This is a genomic window from Archangium lipolyticum, from assembly GCF_024623785.1.
In the GTDB taxonomy this organism is placed as follows: Bacteria; Myxococcota; Myxococcia; order Myxococcales; family Myxococcaceae; genus Archangium; species Archangium lipolyticum.
In genome coordinates this window covers 15,779-31,391 of the sequence record NZ_JANKBZ010000030.1, presented here as the reverse complement: position 1 = coordinate 31,391, position 15,613 = coordinate 15,779, and the positions used below count along the sequence as shown (strand labels likewise).

General features: G+C 70.4%; 12 protein-coding genes. All 12 read left to right on the top strand.

The genetic code is table 11. From position 1 onward, the window contains the following. Positions 1–55 precede the first annotated feature (55 nt). Positions 56–3,361, top strand: a complete 3,306-nt coding sequence (gene infB / locus NR810_RS40560) for a translation initiation factor IF-2 (protein WP_257460498.1) — start codon at positions 56–58, stop codon at positions 3,359–3,361. Positions 3,362–3,445: 84 nt separating this feature from the next. Further along, on the top strand, positions 3,446–4,063 hold the full coding sequence (locus NR810_RS40555) for a DUF503 domain-containing protein (protein ID WP_257460496.1): 618 nt from the start codon (positions 3,446–3,448) through the stop codon (positions 4,061–4,063). After that, positions 4,060–4,419 carry a 30S ribosome-binding factor RbfA gene (gene rbfA, locus NR810_RS40550; protein WP_204226293.1) on the top strand — a complete coding sequence of 120 codons (360 nt, stop codon included), beginning with the start codon at positions 4,060–4,062 and terminating at the stop codon, positions 4,417–4,419. The genes NR810_RS40555 and rbfA overlap by 4 nt, the downstream gene beginning before the upstream one ends. A 5-nt stretch (positions 4,420–4,424) precedes the next feature. Next, positions 4,425–5,294, top strand: a complete 870-nt coding sequence (gene truB / locus NR810_RS40545) for a tRNA pseudouridine(55) synthase TruB (protein ID WP_257460493.1) — start codon at positions 4,425–4,427, stop codon at positions 5,292–5,294. A gap of 196 nt (positions 5,295–5,490) precedes the next feature. Then, positions 5,491–5,763: a 30S ribosomal protein S15 gene (gene rpsO, locus NR810_RS40540; protein ID WP_204226295.1), complete on the top strand. Its 273-nt coding sequence runs from the start codon at positions 5,491–5,493 to the stop codon at positions 5,761–5,763. Positions 5,764–6,159: 396 nt separating this feature from the next. Further along, positions 6,160–8,346, top strand: a complete 2,187-nt coding sequence (pnp, locus tag NR810_RS40535; protein ID WP_257460489.1) for a polyribonucleotide nucleotidyltransferase — start codon at positions 6,160–6,162, stop codon at positions 8,344–8,346. Between the two features lie 303 nt (positions 8,347–8,649). Continuing rightward, positions 8,650–9,438 (top strand): hypothetical protein, encoded by a 789-nt coding sequence (locus NR810_RS40530; RefSeq protein ID WP_407653880.1) that lies wholly within the window; start codon positions 8,650–8,652, stop codon positions 9,436–9,438. Between the two features lie 12 nt (positions 9,439–9,450). Continuing rightward, the gene (locus NR810_RS40525) at positions 9,451–10,461 is read left to right on the top strand and encodes a M23 family metallopeptidase (RefSeq protein ID WP_257460487.1); all 1,011 of its coding nucleotides are present in this window, start codon (positions 9,451–9,453) and stop codon (positions 10,459–10,461) included. Between the two features lie 43 nt (positions 10,462–10,504). Further along, complete coding sequence (gene dut / locus NR810_RS40520; protein WP_257460486.1) at positions 10,505–10,960, top strand: dUTP diphosphatase; 456 nt, start codon at positions 10,505–10,507, stop codon at positions 10,958–10,960. Between the two features lie 103 nt (positions 10,961–11,063). Next, positions 11,064–13,325, top strand: a complete 2,262-nt coding sequence (locus tag NR810_RS52365) for a protein kinase domain-containing protein (protein ID WP_306818922.1) — start codon at positions 11,064–11,066, stop codon at positions 13,323–13,325. Beyond that, positions 13,322–14,266, top strand: a complete 945-nt coding sequence (locus NR810_RS40505) for an ABC transporter substrate-binding protein (RefSeq protein WP_257460485.1) — start codon at positions 13,322–13,324, stop codon at positions 14,264–14,266. Before NR810_RS52365 ends, NR810_RS40505 begins: the two co-directional genes overlap by 4 nt. After that, entirely contained in the window at positions 14,263–15,576 is a 1,314-nt protein-coding gene (purB, locus tag NR810_RS40500) for an adenylosuccinate lyase (protein ID WP_257460484.1), read from the top strand. The genes NR810_RS40505 and purB overlap by 4 nt, the downstream gene beginning before the upstream one ends. Positions 15,577–15,613 lie beyond the last annotated feature (37 nt).

Here is a 15,613-nt window from a genome sequence, read left to right as displayed (position 1 = left end):
TTTTGGATTAGGGTGCTGCGCCCGGTAGCCGGCGGAGCAAAAGGCCAAGCAAGGTATGTCGAAGAAGCGCGTTCACGAAATTGCCAAGGAGCTCAAGGACCACGGGGTCGAGCTCGACAACAAAGAGGTCGTGACCGAGCTTGTTGGGCTCGGCTACGACGTCAAGAGCCACTCGTCCTCACTCGAGGACGACCAGGCCACAGCCGCTGTCCAGAAGATCCTGGACAAGCGCAAGCCGAAGCAGGCCGCCCCTCCGGTGACAGCCAAGGGCTTCGTGGTGCGCCGCAAGGCCCCGACGAGCGCTCCTTCGTCGGCCGATATGTCGGCGGGTGAGGAGGCTCCGGCCGCCGAGGAGCCGCGTGCCGTCGAGGAGCCACGCGCCGCCGCTCAGCCGGCCGCCGCTCAGCCGGCCGCCGAGGAGACGCGCGCTCCTGCCCCTGTCACTGCCGCTCAGCCGGCCGCCGAGGAGACGCGCGCCCCTGCCGCCGCCGCTCAGCCGGCCGCCGAGGCACCAGCCGCCCCGGCTCAGCCCGTGGCCGCCACCGAGGAACCGCGGGCCGCTGCTCAGCCCGCCCCCGCCGCCGCTCCGGAGACCCCGGCCGCCGCGGCCCAGACCCCTGCCGCCGCGGAGCAGCCGTCCCGCCCCGTCGCGCAGCCTCCCGCCGCCGCCGTCGAGGCGCCGCGGGCTGTCGAGCAGCCGAAGGCCCCCGAGGCCCCGGCCGCCGCCGTCGCGCAGCCGCAGTCCCACATCTCCAAGGAGACGCCTAGCTTGTCTACCCGCCCGCCTTCGGCGGTCCCCCCCACTGTCCGGACGCCTTCGGCTGGTCCGTCTTCCGGTGCCTCGCGTGCACCGTCTTCGGGTGCGCCCGGTATGGGTGCCTCGGGCCGTCCCGGTGGTCCCGGCCAGGGTGGTCGTCCTGGTGGCCCAGGCCAGGGTGGTCGTCCCGGTGGTCCCGGCCAGGGTGGTCGTCCCGGTGGTCCCGGCCAGGGTGGTCGTCCCGGTGGCCCCGGCCAGTATCAGCGCAGTGGCCCCGGTGGGGGTCAGGGTGGCCGTCCCGGCGGTCCCAGCCAGTATCAGCGCGGGGCTCCGTCCTCCACGGGTCCGGTGCGTCCCTCGGGGATGAGCTCCGGTGCGCAGGCCAGCGCCTCTCCCACCTCGGCCCAGCCGGGCCAGCCGGTCACCATGGTCGGCGGCGTGCCGCACCAGCCGGTGGCGCAGGATGGCCGCTCGATGCGTCCCACGGCCACCCAGGCCGTCGTCATCTCGCGTCCGCTCATCCAGGTTCGCCGGGTGACGCCCACCGCGGGCCAGGGCCGGCAGTACCCCATGGCGCCGGGCAAGAGCGCCATCGGTGAGAAGCGCGAGTACAAGGTCGTCCAGGATCATCAGGGCCGCGGCCGTGAGCTCGTCGACGTCTCCAAGAACAAGGAGAAGGAGAAGGCAGGGCGCGGCAAGCGCGGGACCTCCGCCGCCGAGGGCGGTCCTTCCAAGCAGGAGATCTCCGACCTGGTGTGGGGTCGCGTCACCATCCCGGTGCGCGGCAAGAAGAAGAAGCCCACCAAGAAGGGCGCCAAGACGCAGATCACCCAGATGGCCGAGGAGAAGAAGGTCATCAAGATCCAGGAGGGCATCTCGGTGTCCGACCTGGGCCAGCGCATGGGTGTGCGTACGGCCGAGCTCATCAAGAAGCTGATGGGCCTGGGCAAGATGGCCACGGCCAACCAGGTCATCGACGCCGACACCACGGAGCTGCTCGCCACCGACTACGGCTGGCGCGTGGAGAAGGCCGGCTTCGAGGTCGAGGACTTCCTGCCCGAGGTGGAGGCGCGTCCCGAGGACGAGCGTCCGCGTCCGCCGGTCATCACCGTCATGGGCCACGTCGACCACGGCAAGACGAGCCTGCTCGACGCCATCCGGGCCGCCAACGTGGCGTCCGGCGAGGCGGGTGGCATCACCCAGCACATCGGCGCCTACTCGGTGAAGACGTCGCGCGGTGACATCACCTTCCTGGATACCCCGGGCCACGAGGCCTTCACGGCCATGCGTACCCGCGGCGCCAACGTGACGGACATCGTGGTGCTGGTGGTGGCCGCCGACGACGGTGTGATGCCGCAGACGGTGGAGTCCATCAAGCAGGCCAAGGCCGCCGAGGTGCCCATCGTCGTCGCCATCAACAAGATGGACGTGCCCGGCGCCAACCCGGACCGCGTGAAGAAGGACCTGGCCAACTACGAGCTCACCCCCGAGGAGTGGGGCGGTGAGACCATCATGGTGCCCGTGTCCGCCAAGCAGAAGATGGGCATCGACCTGCTGCTGGAGAACCTGGCGCTTCAGGCCGAGGTGCTCGAGCTCACGTCCAACCCGAGCCGTCCGGCGGTGGGCGCCATCATCGAGGCCAAGCTGGAGAAGGGCCGCGGTCCCGTGGCCACCGTGCTGGTGCAGGAGGGTACGCTCCGCGTGGGCGATGCCGTCGTCACCGGCACCCACTTCGGCCGCGTGCGCGCCATGAACAACAGCCGTGGCGAGGCCGTGAAGGAAGTGCTCCCGGGCTACTCCGCCGAGGTCATCGGTCTGTCCGGTGTCCCCACGGCGGGTGACACCCTCAACGCGGTGGCCGACGAGAAGGCGGCCAAGGAGATCGCCACCCACCGCGCCATGAAGGGTCGCGAGGCGGAGCTCGGCAAGGCCGACACCCGCGAGACGCTCGAGCAGCTGTTCGCCAAGACCAAGGCGGGCGGTGGTCCCAAGGAGCTGCGGCTCGTCATCAAGGCGGACGTGCAGGGCTCGGCCGAGGCCGTCAGCGAGGCCGTCAAGAAGCTCTCCACCCACAAGGTCCGCGTGGAGATCATCCACTCGGGCGTGGGCGCCATGACCGAGGGCGACGTGATGCGCGCGGCCGCCTCCAAGGGTCTGGTGCTGGGCTTCAACGTCAAGCCGGAGTCCGGTACCGAGGCCGCCGCGAAGGCTCAAGAGGTGACGCTTCAGACGTACAGCATCATCTACGAGCTCATCGACGGCGTGCGCAAGGCCATGGAAGACCTCCTGGAGCCCATCCGCACCGAGCGCAAGCTGGGCCGCGCCGAGGTGCGCAACACCTTCAACGTGCCGAAGCTGGGCACCATCGCCGGTGCGGCGGTGCTCGATGGTGTGATGAAGCGTGGCGCCTTCGTCCGGCTGATGCGCGACAGCAAGCAGCTGTTCTCCGGCCGCATGGCCTCGCTCCGCCGCTTCAAGGACGACGTGAAGGAAGTCGCCCAGGGCTTCGAGTGCGGTATCGGCATCGAGAACTACAATGATCTCAAGCCCGGCGACATCATCGAGGCCTATGAGATCGAGGAGACGCGGCCCAGCCTGAGCTAGTCGCTCGGGCCGCTGTTCTCCCTCACCGGAACGCACCCGGTGGCCCGCCGTCCTGGCGCGGTCACCGGGAGAGGGGTTGGTGCCATGTTCGTCTGTGTCGCGCGTCTGACCCTGCAGATTCCGGAGAGTGGCTCCCTCAAGGCCAAGCGGCAGGTTCTCCGCCGGATAACGGACCGCGTGAAGGCCCGGTTCAACGTGGCCGTGGCCGAGGTCGATGACCAGGATCTCTGGCAGAAGGCCTCGCTCGCGCTGGCGGTGGTGGGCAACGACCGCCGCCATGTCGACGAGCAGATGGAGAAGATCATCCACTTCGTGGAGGAGATGTACGTGGCCCCTCTCATCTCCCGTCAGACGGAGATCATGGCTTTCGGGGACACGCTCTACACCCTCCCCGGGCGGCCCCGCGCGGCCGAACGGGACGAGGACGAGGAGGACGACGAGGCCGCGGAGGAGCTCGAGGAGGGCGGGGACGACGAGGAGGCCGGGCCGGAAGCGGACCTGGAGGATCTCATCGCGGGCATGGGCCGGAGCAATCGCTCCATGGCCGAGGCCGAGGGGATGGGGGACTGGGAGCGCCGGCACAATGGGCGTGAGGGCGAGCGGGCGGGCAAGGGCACGGATCGCTCGGGCGCCGTCTCGCTGGACGAGGCCCGGGCGCGTGCCCGGAGCCTGCGCAACCCGAGGGATTGGGAGAAGAAATGAGCACCAGCAATCGGCCGGAGCGTGTGGGGCAGGAGATCCAGGCGGCCCTCGGGAGGATGTTGACCCGGGGCGAGCTGAAGGACCCGCGCATCGGCTTCATCACCGTCACCGGCGTGAAGGTGTCGCCGGACCTCAAGGTGGCGCGCGTCTTCTACTCGATGATGGGCACCGAGGAGGAGCGCAAGGAGACCCAGAAAGGTCTCGAGGCGGCCAAGGGTTACATCCGCCGGGAAATCACCGAGGCGGTGAATCTGCGCGTGTCGCCGGAGGTCTTCTTCACCTTCGACGAGTCAGTGGAGCGGGGTGACCGCATCGAGCGGTTGCTGCGCGAGGTGAAGGAGAAGGAAGGCTGGTAGTCAGCATGGACGGCGTTCTGGTCATCGACAAACCCACCGGGCCCACCTCGTTCGACGTGGTGCGGCAGGTCCGGTTTCTGCTCAAGGTGAAGAAGGTGGGCCACACCGGGACGCTCGATCCGATGGCCACGGGGGTGTTGCCCCTGTGCCTGGGCGAGGCGACCAAGGTGGCCGGCTTCATCACCGAGGGCGACAAGGCCTATGACGCGGTGGTGCGTCTGGGCGCCGAGACGGACACCCAGGATGCCGAGGGCAAGGTGGTGTCCGAGGCCCCGGTGCCCGCGCTCACCTCCGCGCTGCTGGAAGAGGTGCTGGGGCGCTTCCGTGGCACCTTCGAGCAGGTGCCGCCCATGTACTCGGCGGTGAAGGTGGGCGGGAAGCGTCTGTACGAGCTCGCCCGCGCCGGCGAGGAGGTGGAGCGCGCCAGCCGCCAGGTCACGGTGTACGAGCTGGTGCTGCGCGACTTCAACGCCACGCAGCTGCGCCTGTCGGTGCGCTGCTCCAAGGGCTTCTTCGTGCGCACGCTCGCCTATGACATCGGCCGGGCGCTGGGCTGCGGGGCCCACCTGGAGGCGCTGCGGCGCACCATGAGCGGTCCCTTCGCCCTGGCCCAGTCGCTGCCGCTGGCGGACCTGCCCGCCCTGGCCAGGGAGCCCGAGGCCCTGGCGAAGCGGTTGCTGCCCGTGTCCGAGGCCCTGGTGGATCTGCCGGCGGTGCGGGTGAGCGAGGCGGACGCGGCGCGCGTGTCCCACGGGGTGCCGGTGGAGGCCCCCGCCCATCCTGGCCGGGTGCGCGTGGTGGGCCCCTCGGGGACGCTGCTCGCCGTGGCCGAGGTGGTCCGTGGCCGGCTGCGTTATCTGCGAGTGCTCGTCTGATTCCGGCCTCTGTGTCCTTTCGGCCTCTCCCGTCCGCCTCCAGGCGGCCAGCCAGACGCTAGAGGTTGACCGCCCGCACGGGCGATGCTTATAAGCCGTCGATTCGTTAGTAGGAGGAAGCCCGGTCTGTACCCCTCCGCGGACCGTGGCGACCGCAGTACCCACCCCCCGGAGCGGGCAGAGAGTCAGGAAGCACATGTCGGCATTGCATCAGGACCGCAAGGCAGAGGTCGTCTCGAAGTACCGCACCCATGAGACGGACACGGGTTCCCCCGAGGTCCAGGTGGCGCTGCTCTCCGAGCGCATCACCATGCTCACGGAGCACTTCAAGACGCACAAGAAGGACCACCACTCCCGTCGCGGTCTGCTCAAGCTGGTGGGTCAGCGTCGTCGCCTGCTCGACTACCTGAAGAGCAAGGACGCCAACCGCTACAAGAAGCTCATCGAGGGCCTCGGCATCCGCAAGTAGGCCCGCAGCAAATCGGGGCGCTGGCGCAGGTCAGCGCCCCGAGTCGTTCCAGCCAGTCGCGGTACGCAGTCGCAGCACCCCAGTTTGGAAGTAGGAGCGGGGCGAGGGAGGGAGCAAGGGCGTGATGTGGACGGAGGTTTTGGTTTCCGTTCGGACGGGCCGACCGATGCAGCCGGGTCGGCCCGCGCGATCAGGGATCAAAGCTCCGACTCATCCCTGCCGGCGCTTCCGAGGCGCCCCTCCGCAGTCAGACCGCGGTTGCCCGTCTTTGCCTGTTCCAGGCCCGGCGACCGCATCACCCCACAGGCCTCGCAATGAGGCGCGTGGGCCCTCACCTTTTGGAAAAGGCAGGGCACGCGTCGCGTGGCCATCAGGCAGTTACAAGGCGAGACGGATATGCACTTGAAGAAGAGCGTCAAGATTGGCGACACCGAGCTGAGCATCGAGACCGGCCACATGGCCAAGCAGGCGGACGGCTCGGTGGTGGTTCGCTACGGCGACACCATGCTGCTCGTCACCGCGGTGAGCGCGCGCGAGAAGAAGGACGTGGACTTCCTCCCGCTCACGGTGGAGTACCAGGAGAAGCTGTACTCGGCCGGCCGCATCCCCGGCAGCTACTTCAAGCGCGAGGGGCGCCTGACGGAGAAGGAGACGCTGGCCAGCCGCATCGTGGACCGCTCCTGCCGTCCGCTCTTCCCGGATGGGTACGCCTACGAGACCCAGGTCATCGCGAGCGTCATCTCCGCGGACCCGGAGCACGAGGGTGACATCCACGGCATCACCGGCGCCTCCGCGGCGCTCTGGGTGTCGGACATCCCCTTCAACGGCCCCATCGCGGGCATCCGCGTGGGCCGCGTGGACGGCAAGCTCATCGCCAACCCCACGCTCAAGCAGCGCGAGCTGTCCGACATCGACCTCGTCATGGCCGTGAGCCGCGAGGCGATCGTCATGGTGGAGGGTGGTGCCGAGGAGGTGAGCGAGGCGGACATGGTGGCCGCGCTCGAGTTCGGCAAGCAGGCGGCCCTGCCCGCGCTGGATCTCCAGGACGAGCTGCGGCGCGCGCTGAACAAGACGGTGCGCAACTACGACCGCATCCCCGCGGTGGCCGAGGACCTGAAGGCCAAGGTGCGTGCGCTGGCCTGGGACGGCATCGTCCATGGCTACACCATCAAGGAGAAGGCGGCCCGCTACGAGGCGCTCTCCAAGGCCAAGAAGGAGGCCCTGGCGAAGCTCAAGGAGCAGCTGGGCGAGGGCTACACCTCCCAGGTGGAGAAGCACGCCAAGCAGGTGGTGGAGGACCTGAAGTACGAGCACATGCGCACGCTGACGGTGAACGGTGGCCGCATCGGCGCCCGTGGTCACGCCGAGGTGCGCAACATCACCTGCGAGGTGGGCGTGCTCCCGCGCACCCACGGCAGCGCCATCTTCACCCGTGGCGAGACGCAGGCGCTGGTGGTGACGACGCTGGGCACCTCCGAGGACGAGCAGCGCCTGGAGCTGCTCGGCGGCATGTCCTTCAAGCGGTTCATGCTGCACTACAACTTCCCCCCGTTCAGCGTGAACGAGACCAAGCCCCTGCGCGGCCCTGGCCGGCGTGAGGTCGGTCACGGTGCCCTGGCCGAGCGCGCGCTGCGCAACATGCTGCCCGCCAGCGAGAAGTTCCCGTACACGGTGCGGCTCGTCTCGGACATCCTCGAGTCCAACGGCTCGTCCTCCATGGCCTCGGTGTGCGGTGGCACGCTGTCGCTGATGGACGCGGGCGTCCCCATCAAGGCGCCGGTGGCCGGCATCGCCATGGGCCTGGTGAAGGAGGGGGACCAGATCGCCATCCTCTCGGACATCCTCGGCGACGAGGACCACCTGGGCGACATGGACTTCAAGGTGTGCGGCACCTCGAAGGGCATCACCTCCATCCAGATGGACATCAAGATCACCGGCCTCACCACGGAGATCATGAGCCGCGCGCTGGAGCAGGCGCGTCAGGGCCGTCTGCACATCCTGGGTGAGATGCTCAAGACGATGGCCGAGCCGCGCAAGGAGATCAGCTCCTACGCGCCGCGCATCACCACCATCCAGATCCGCCCCGAGTTCATCAAGAACGTCATCGGGCCGGGCGGCAAGGTGATCAAGGACATCATCGCCCGCACGGGTGCGGTCATCAACATCGACGACTCGGGCCGGGTGGACATCGCCAGCGCCAACGTGGAGTCGGTGAAGGCCGCCATCGCCATGGTCCAGGCGCTCACGCGCGAGGCGGAGATCGGGAAGATCTACACGGGCACGGTGCGGAAGATCGCCGAGTTCGGCGCCTTCGTGGAGCTGTTCCCCGGCACCGACGGCCTCATCCACATCTCCGAGCTGTCCGACAAGCGCGTGAAGAGCGTGTCGGACGTGCTGAAGGAGGGCGATGAGGTGCTGGTGAAGGTGGTGAGCATCGACAAGACGGGGAAGATCCGTCTGTCGCGCAAGGAGGCCATGGCCGAGCGCGCCGCCGCTCAGCAGGGCACCCCCGCTCCCGCCGCCGAGGCCACCCCGGCCGCCGCTCAGTCCCCCGAGGCCACCCAGCCCGGCGCCAAGGCCTGAGGTTCTACCTCCCCTCCCTTCCTCCCTCTCCCTCTGGGAGAGGGTCGGGGTGAGGGTCTAGGGGTGGACTCGGGTTCCACCTGTACCTGGTGCCCCAGGGATTTGAACACCGTGATGGATACCCTCACCCTTTCCCTCTCCCAGAGGGAGAGGGGAGAGAGGCACGGCCTCCGGTAGGGGGCCACGGTCCACGCCCTCTCTCCGCTCCGGCGGGGGAGGGCGTCTTCCTTTGCGGGCTCCTTCCAGGAAAGATCTTCCCGCGGGCTCGTGCGTTGATGCGCGGGTCCTCTCCCGGAGCCCCGCGTGAACCGCTCGCCGACCGTCCCCCGGCCCGAGGGCCCTTTCAACGCGTTCTCGCGCTTCCTCGGTCATTTCCGCTGGGCCTTCATGCCGCTTGGCCTGCTGGCGCTCATCGCCGTGGGCGTCCATGCGGCCGCGGACACGCTCGATGATCGGCTCCTCGCCGTGGTCGACCTGGCCGATGCCGCGTTCGACCGCGTCGTGGGCCGCTACTCCCTCACCGAGTCCCTCGTGGAGCTGCTCTCCCTGGAGCGCCGCACCATCCTGGCGCGGGCCCTCGCCCTGTCCTGGGAGCTGATGGCGGACGTGGTGCTCGCCCTGCCCGCGCTCGGTTACCGCGAGGAGTCGGCTCCCCGGGGCCCTTCCTGGGGCACGTTCCACGTCGCTCCGCACCACGGCTGGCGCGCGATGCTGGCCCGGTGCCTGCGCAAACCCACCTCGATGCGGTGGATCCGCCCGCTCGCCACCGCGCTCGTGGCCGTGGCGGGTGCCTGTACCGTGGCACGGCTCGTCCAGGGCACGGTGTATCTCTCCTGGCGCGAGCTGCTCGGCGAAGGCGCGGCGGATGGGGTGGCTCGGGGCCTCGCGCTCGCGGCCCTGGTGGGGCTGCTGTGGCGGCTCGGTTGGCGCGCGGTGCTGCGCAACCTCCAGCACGCCGATGCGGCTTCCGAGGCCCATGCGCGTGGCTTCGCCCGGGCCCTCACATACGGGCTGCTCGGCTCCGCGCTGGTGGCCCCCCTGGCGCTCGCCGCCGCGCTCGATGCCTCGCCCCTGCTGTCCTTCGTGCGTTGAGGAGGAGGCCCCATGTTCTCGCGCAACGCCCGAGGGCTGCTCGACTTCTCCCTGGCCCTCCTGTGTCTCTGGACCGCCTGGCACCACACGCCCGCTGGTGCCCTGGTACGACGGGCCTCGGCGTGGGCCTTCGGAGGGCGCAGCACCGCACGCCCGCTGCTGGCCTACTACGACGGTGTCAGTGGCACCGGCGTGTCCGCGCCCACGCTCGCGCCCGGCACGCCGCCCCTCCGGCCCTTCACCGGCGCGGAGGCGCTCGCGTATGGCACCCACCTGGCGCTGAAGGGCCTCTCACCCGCGGCTCGGGCTCCCGCGCTCGCGCTCGCCCAGGAACTGGGCATCCCCCCCGCCTCCCTGCTGGACGCGGCCCGGGGTGCCGCCTCCGCCCGTCGGCTCCACGAGGCCCTCGCCGAGTCCTTTCCCCAGGACGAGTCCCGCCTCACCGCCGTCTTCGCCGGCCGCGTCCCGGCGCGCTATGCCCTCGAGCGCGTGGCGGCCGAGGGCGGCACCCCGAGCCTGGAGCGGCTCTCCCGGCAGTTGCCCCCAGGCTTCGAGGACGCCACCGTGGCGGCCGCCCAGGCGCTCGCGCTGGCCACGGCCTTCGGGCTCGCGTGGCCCGTGCCCGAGCACACGCCGGTATCGAGCCCCTTCGGCTACCGCCTCCACCCCGTGCTGGGCGTGCGCAAGCTGCACACGGGCGTGGACCTCTCCCTCCGCGAGGGCTCCGAGGTGCACGTGGTGGCGGATGGCGTGGTCCGTCGCGCGAGCGAGGACGACGTGAATGGGAAGGTGCTCGTCATCGACCACGGCCGCGGGGTGACGACGGCCTATTGCCACAACTCGGAGCTGCTGGTGCGGCGGGGGCAGCGCGTGGCGCGGGGCGAGCTCATCTCCCTCTCGGGCAACACCGGCCGCTCCACCGGGCCCCACCTGCACTACCAGCTCGAGCTGGCCGCGCAGCCAGTGGACCCGCTGCGCTTCCGTCCCAGGCGCCACGCCGTGGCGGACGAGACGGTGCGCTGAATGCCCACGCCGCCCGTGTGACGTGTGTGGTACAGCGGGCCGCATGTCCTCGCCCGTCACCGTGAAGGTGCGCCGCGTGCGCACCCACTCCGAGCCGCTGCCTCTGCCTCGCTACGAGACCGCCCTCGCCGCGGGCATGGACCTGCGCGCGGACATCGACGGGGAGCTCACCCTCGGGCCGCTGGAGCGCGCGGCGGTTCCCACCGGGCTCGCCCTCGCGCTGCCGCCCGGCTACGAGGCCCAGGTGCGGCCCCGCTCGGGGCTGGCGCTCAAGCACGGCCTCACCGTGTTGAACCCCCCGGGGACCGTCGACGCGGACTACCGGGGCGAGGTCCACGTCCTGCTCGTCAACCTCTCGAACGAGCCCTTCACCCTGCGCCGGGGCGAGCGCATCGCCCAGATGGTCGTGGCGCCCGTGACCCAGGCGGTACTCGAGGAGGTCGCCGTGCTGGAGTCCACCGAGCGAGGGGAGGGTGGCTTCGGCTCGACGGGGCGTTGAACCCCGCGTTCCTTGCCCACTGTCAGCGCGGCGGGTTAAGAGGGTTTCGGGTGCCTTCTGGAGGGCCCCGTTTCGTCCCCCCACCTCCGGGAGTCCGACCGTTTTGCTCTGCTACCGCTGCGGCAGCCCTGTCCCCGATAACAGCGAATCCTGCGCCACCTGCGGGCTGAAGCTCGCGGGAGCGGCGCCGGGCGGCGCGGCCCCTCGCCGCCGTCCGGGCAGCGTGGAGGCGCCCTACAAGCCCGGGGACGTCTTCGCGAAGCGCTACGCCATCCGCGAGGTGCTCGGGCCGGGCCCGGTGGGTCACGTCTTCCGCGCGCTCGACCAGGAGATGGATGTCGAGGTCGCGCTCAAGATCATCAACCCCCGTCTGGTGCAGATGCCCGAGGAGCGCACCCAGTTCTCGCTGGCGCTGCGCGCGGGCAAGAAGCTCACCCACCCCCACCACGTGCGCGTCTACGAGGAGGGCGAGGAGCGCAACCGGCCCTTCTTCACCACGCAGCTGCTGGAGGGCATGACGCTGCGGCGGATGATGGAGCAGCGCGCGGCGCAGGGACAGCGCTTCACCCCCAAGGAGGTGGAGCCGCTCCTCGCGCAGCTCGTCGAGGCCCTGGACAGCGCCCACAAGTACGGGCCGCACTCGGACCTCAAGCCCGAGAACATCATCGTCCTGCCGGACATGCTGAAGGTGACGGACTACGGGCTGGCGCTGGGGATTCCCCGTCTGCCCTTCATCCAGGCCCAGAAGGGCTGGCGGACGGCGTGCTACGTGGCTCCCGAGTACGCCGAGGGCGGCGAGCTCGACACGCGGATGGACCTCTACTCGCTGGCCGTCATCGTCGGCGAGCTGCTCACCGGCCAGACGCCCGAGGAGGGCCAGGTGCCGGAGCTGCTGGCCTATGAGTCCGAGCTGCCGCCCGGCCTGGAGGCGCTCTACCGGCGAGCCACCAACGCCAACCTGCTCGCGCGGCCGAAGACGGCCGGTGAGTTCCTCGCGGAGTACTCCGCGGCCCTGTCGCGTCCGCGGCCGCCGGGCTCGGTGAAGCCCGCGGGGGCGGCGCAGACCCCGGTGCCTCCCCGCCCGCGTCCGAAGCCGGTTCCCTTCAGCCTCACGGCCGAGCTGGCGACGGCGTCCAACCTGGGCTCGAACATGCCGCCCCCGCCCGTGCCCACGACGGAGCTGCCGTCCCTGGCCGCCCCGACGATCCAGGTGCCCGTGGTGGGGGGGGGCAGCCCCACGCGAGAGGCTCCCCGGGCGACTACGCTGGAAGCACCTCGGGAAACCCTGGAGGCGCCCATCTCGAGTGCCCCCACGCTCGACATGCCCGTGTCGGGTGGGCCCACCGAGCCGCTGTCCGCCGCGAGCATCGCGCAGCGGGTCGCCGCGAAGTCCAAGGAGAAGGAGCAGGAGGAGGAGCCGCCTCCCCCGGACGCCACGCAGCCGCTCGACGCGGAGACGCTCGCGAGGATCATGGGTAACGCCCACAAGCCCGCGCCCGCGCCGGGTCCGGCTCCCAAGCCGCGTCCGGCTCCGCGTGCCGAGCCCCGGCCCGCACCGCAGGCCGCTCCCTCACGGACGGCTCCCCGGGCCGCGCCAGTTCCCGTGGCGGCGCCCCGCTCCCGTTTCCCCTTGGGGCTGGTGCTGCTGACGATCGCGGGGCTCGGAGTGGGCGTGGCGGTGGGGTACGGGTTGCTGTGGAAGCCCCGTCAGCCCTCCGAGGCCGCAGTGCAGGGGGGAGGCGCGGGCCCGGGTGGAGCGGAGCCGTCGGGGGTCGTGGCGCCCGTGGGGGCGTGTCCGCAGGGGATGCGCTTGGTGAGTGGTGGGGCCTTCAAGATGGGCACCGACACTCCGACGGTGGGCATGGACGAGCTCCCGCTCGCCTCCGTGCAGGTCGCCTCCTTCTGCATCGACGAGTTCGAGTACCCCAACAAGGCGGGTGAGCCGCCCCGGGTAGGCGTGACGTGGGAGGAGGCGAAGGCCGAGTGCGAGACGCTCGGCAAGCGCCTGTGCACCGAGCCCGAGTGGGAGAAGGCCTGCAAGGGCCCCGGCAACGCGCGCTTCCCGTATGGCTCCACGTTCGACGTGGAGAAGTGCAACACGGCCATTGCCCCCGGGCAGTACCGCGAGCTGACGGGCGCGGGGAGCTTCGCGGGATGCCGCTCGGGCTATGGCATCGCGGACCTCTCCGGCAACGTGGCCGAGTGGACCGATTCGCGCTATGGCGACACGCAGGATCGGACGCTGAAGGGCGGCTCCTTCGAGCGGCCCGAGTACGCGGCGCGCTGCGCGGCCCGGAAGAACGGTGTCCCCAGCGCGCGTTCCCATTCGGTGGGCTTCCGTTGCTGCGCGGGGGTGTCGCGATGAGACGGTGCGGATGGCTGTTCCTGCTCTGGGTCGTGCTGCCGCTGGTGGCCAGCGCGCAGCAGGCGCGTCCCCGGGTGGTGGTGGTGAAGTCCGCCGCGCTCGCGCCCTATGCGGCGGTGGTGGCCGGCTTCGGCGCCGAGGTCCACGCCGAGGTGGTGGAGGTGACGCTGGAGGAGAGCAAGCAGGCCGCGGAGCGCGCCTTCCAGCGCATCGCCGCGCAGAAGCCGGCGTTGGTGCTGGCGCTCGGGCCGCTCGCCGCCAACACCGCCCGCCGCGCGTTGGGCCCGGACGTGCCCGTGCTCTTCGCCATGGTGCCCTACTACGAGAAGTACGGTCTGGAGGGCCCCAACATCACCGGCATCGCCCTCACCAGCGACTTCCGCCCCGAGCTGGCCGCGCTCAAGTCCCTGGCCCCCACGGCGAAGCGGGTGGGCATCCTGCATGATCCGCGCTTCTCCGCCGGGCTGGTGGAGGCGGCGCAGTCGGCCGCGGGCACCCTGGGCCTCTCCATCGTGCCGCTCGAGGCGGACGGGCAGGCCAAGGCGGAGAAGGTGCTCGCCGGCTCCAAGGACAAGGTGGATGCGCTGCTGATGGTGGCGGACAAGACGGTGGGCAACGCCGCCGTCGTCCAGCAGCTCATCTCCTTCGCCAGTGCCCAACGCCTGCCGCTGGTGGGGCTCACTCCCAGCCAGGTTCGGGAGGGTGCCACGGTGGCGCTCGCTCCCAGCCCCACCGCCATCGGGCAGCAGGCGGGACGGCTGGCCAATCGCATCATCCACGAGAAGGTCGACCCCGGTGCGCTGGCGGTATCGCAGCCCGAGGGGTTGGACCTGGCCGTCAACCTCTCCGCCGCCGGGAAGCTGGGCGGCTCCAAGGACGTGGTGTTGGAGCTGCTCCGGTTCGCGGCGAAGCGGGACTTCCCCGTGAGGGTCTTCGAGTGATTCCTCGTTACAGCCGCAAGGAGATGTCTTCCCTCTGGTCCGACGTGGCCCGCATGCGCCGCTGGCGCGACGTGGAGCTGGCCGCCCTGGAGGGCATGGTGGAGCACGGCATCGCGCCGCGCGAGGCGCTCCAGGACTGCCTCTCGCGTGCCGGTGACTTCACCGAGGCGGATGTCGCTCGCATCGAGGAGATCGAGCGCACCACCAAGCACGACGTCATCGCGTTCCTCACCTTCATGGAGGAGCGCATCGGGCCGAGCGCGCGCTGGCTGCACCTGGGCATGACGTCCTCGGACGTGCTGGACACCTCGCTGGGGATGACGCTGCGCGACGCGGCGGACCTCCTCCTCCAAGGCGTGGGGCGCGCCATGGCCGCGGTGGAGAAGCGCGCCTTCGAGCACAAGCGCACGGTGATGATGGGCCGCAGCCACGGCATCCACGCCGAGCCCATCACCTTCGGCCACAAGCTGGCCATCTGGTACGACGAGCTGCGCCGCGCCGAGGCCCGTCTGCTCCGGGCCCGCGAGGTCATCGCCGTGGGGAAGATCTCCGGCGCCGTGGGCACGTTCGCGCACCTGCCTCCGGCGGTGGAGGTGTTCGCGTGCAAGAAGCTCGGGCTGTCGCCCGCGCCGGCCTCCAGTCAGATCGTCCAGCGCGACAGGCACGCCGAGTTCTTCTCCGCGCTGGCGCTGCTGGGCGCGAGCATCGAGAAGTTCGCCGTGGAGATCCGCCACCTGCAGCGCACCGAGGTGCGCGAGGCCGAGGAGCCCTTCACCCCGGGCCAGAAGGGCTCGAGCGCGATGCCGCACAAGCGCAACCCCATCCTCTCGGAGAACCTGTCGGGCCTGGCCCGGCTGCTGCGCGGCTACGCGGTGAGCGCGCTGGATGACGTGGCGCTCTGGCACGAGCGGGACATCTCGCACTCGTCGGTGGAGCGGGTGATCGGCCCGGACGCGACGATCGTGGCGGACTTCATGCTGCACCGCTTCTCCGGGCTGATGGAGAACCTGCGCGTCTACCCGGAGCAGATGCAGAAGAACCTGGAGCTGCTCGGCGGCGTGGTGAACTCACAGCGCATCCTGCTGGAGCTGGCGCGCAAGGGGATGGATCGCCAGGCGGCGTACGTCATCGTCCAGCGCAACGCCATGCGCATGTACGAGCAGGGCGTGTCCTTCCGCAAGGCGCTGCTGGAGGATCAGGATCTGCTGAAGGTGATGACGCCAGCGGAGATCGAGGACTGCTTCTCGGCCGGCTACCACATCAAGCACGTGGACGACATCTTCCAGCGGGTCTTCGGGCGGAGCGAGTAGTGACGGAGGAGGGGTGGAACCCGAGTCCACCCCATAC

What these genes read in the sequence shown, in the direction of transcription:
- NR810_RS40555 (WP_257460496.1), top strand. Translation starts at nt 3,446, where the DNA reads ATGTTCGTCTGTGTCGCGCGTCTGACCCTGCAGATTCCGGAGAGTGGC.
- NR810_RS40525 (WP_257460487.1), top strand. Translation starts at nt 9,451, where the DNA reads ATGTTCTCGCGCAACGCCCGAGGGCTGCTCGACTTCTCCCTGGCCCTC.
- pnp (WP_257460489.1), top strand. Translation starts at nt 6,160, where the DNA reads ATGCACTTGAAGAAGAGCGTCAAGATTGGCGACACCGAGCTGAGCATC.
- truB (WP_257460493.1), top strand. Translation starts at nt 4,425, where the DNA reads ATGGACGGCGTTCTGGTCATCGACAAACCCACCGGGCCCACCTCGTTC.
- dut (WP_257460486.1), top strand. Translation starts at nt 10,505, where the DNA reads ATGTCCTCGCCCGTCACCGTGAAGGTGCGCCGCGTGCGCACCCACTCC.
- NR810_RS40505 (WP_257460485.1), top strand. Translation starts at nt 13,322, where the DNA reads ATGAGACGGTGCGGATGGCTGTTCCTGCTCTGGGTCGTGCTGCCGCTG.
- rbfA (WP_204226293.1), top strand. Translation starts at nt 4,060, where the DNA reads ATGAGCACCAGCAATCGGCCGGAGCGTGTGGGGCAGGAGATCCAGGCG.
- infB (WP_257460498.1), top strand. Translation starts at nt 56, where the DNA reads ATGTCGAAGAAGCGCGTTCACGAAATTGCCAAGGAGCTCAAGGACCAC.
- rpsO (WP_204226295.1), top strand. Translation starts at nt 5,491, where the DNA reads ATGTCGGCATTGCATCAGGACCGCAAGGCAGAGGTCGTCTCGAAGTAC.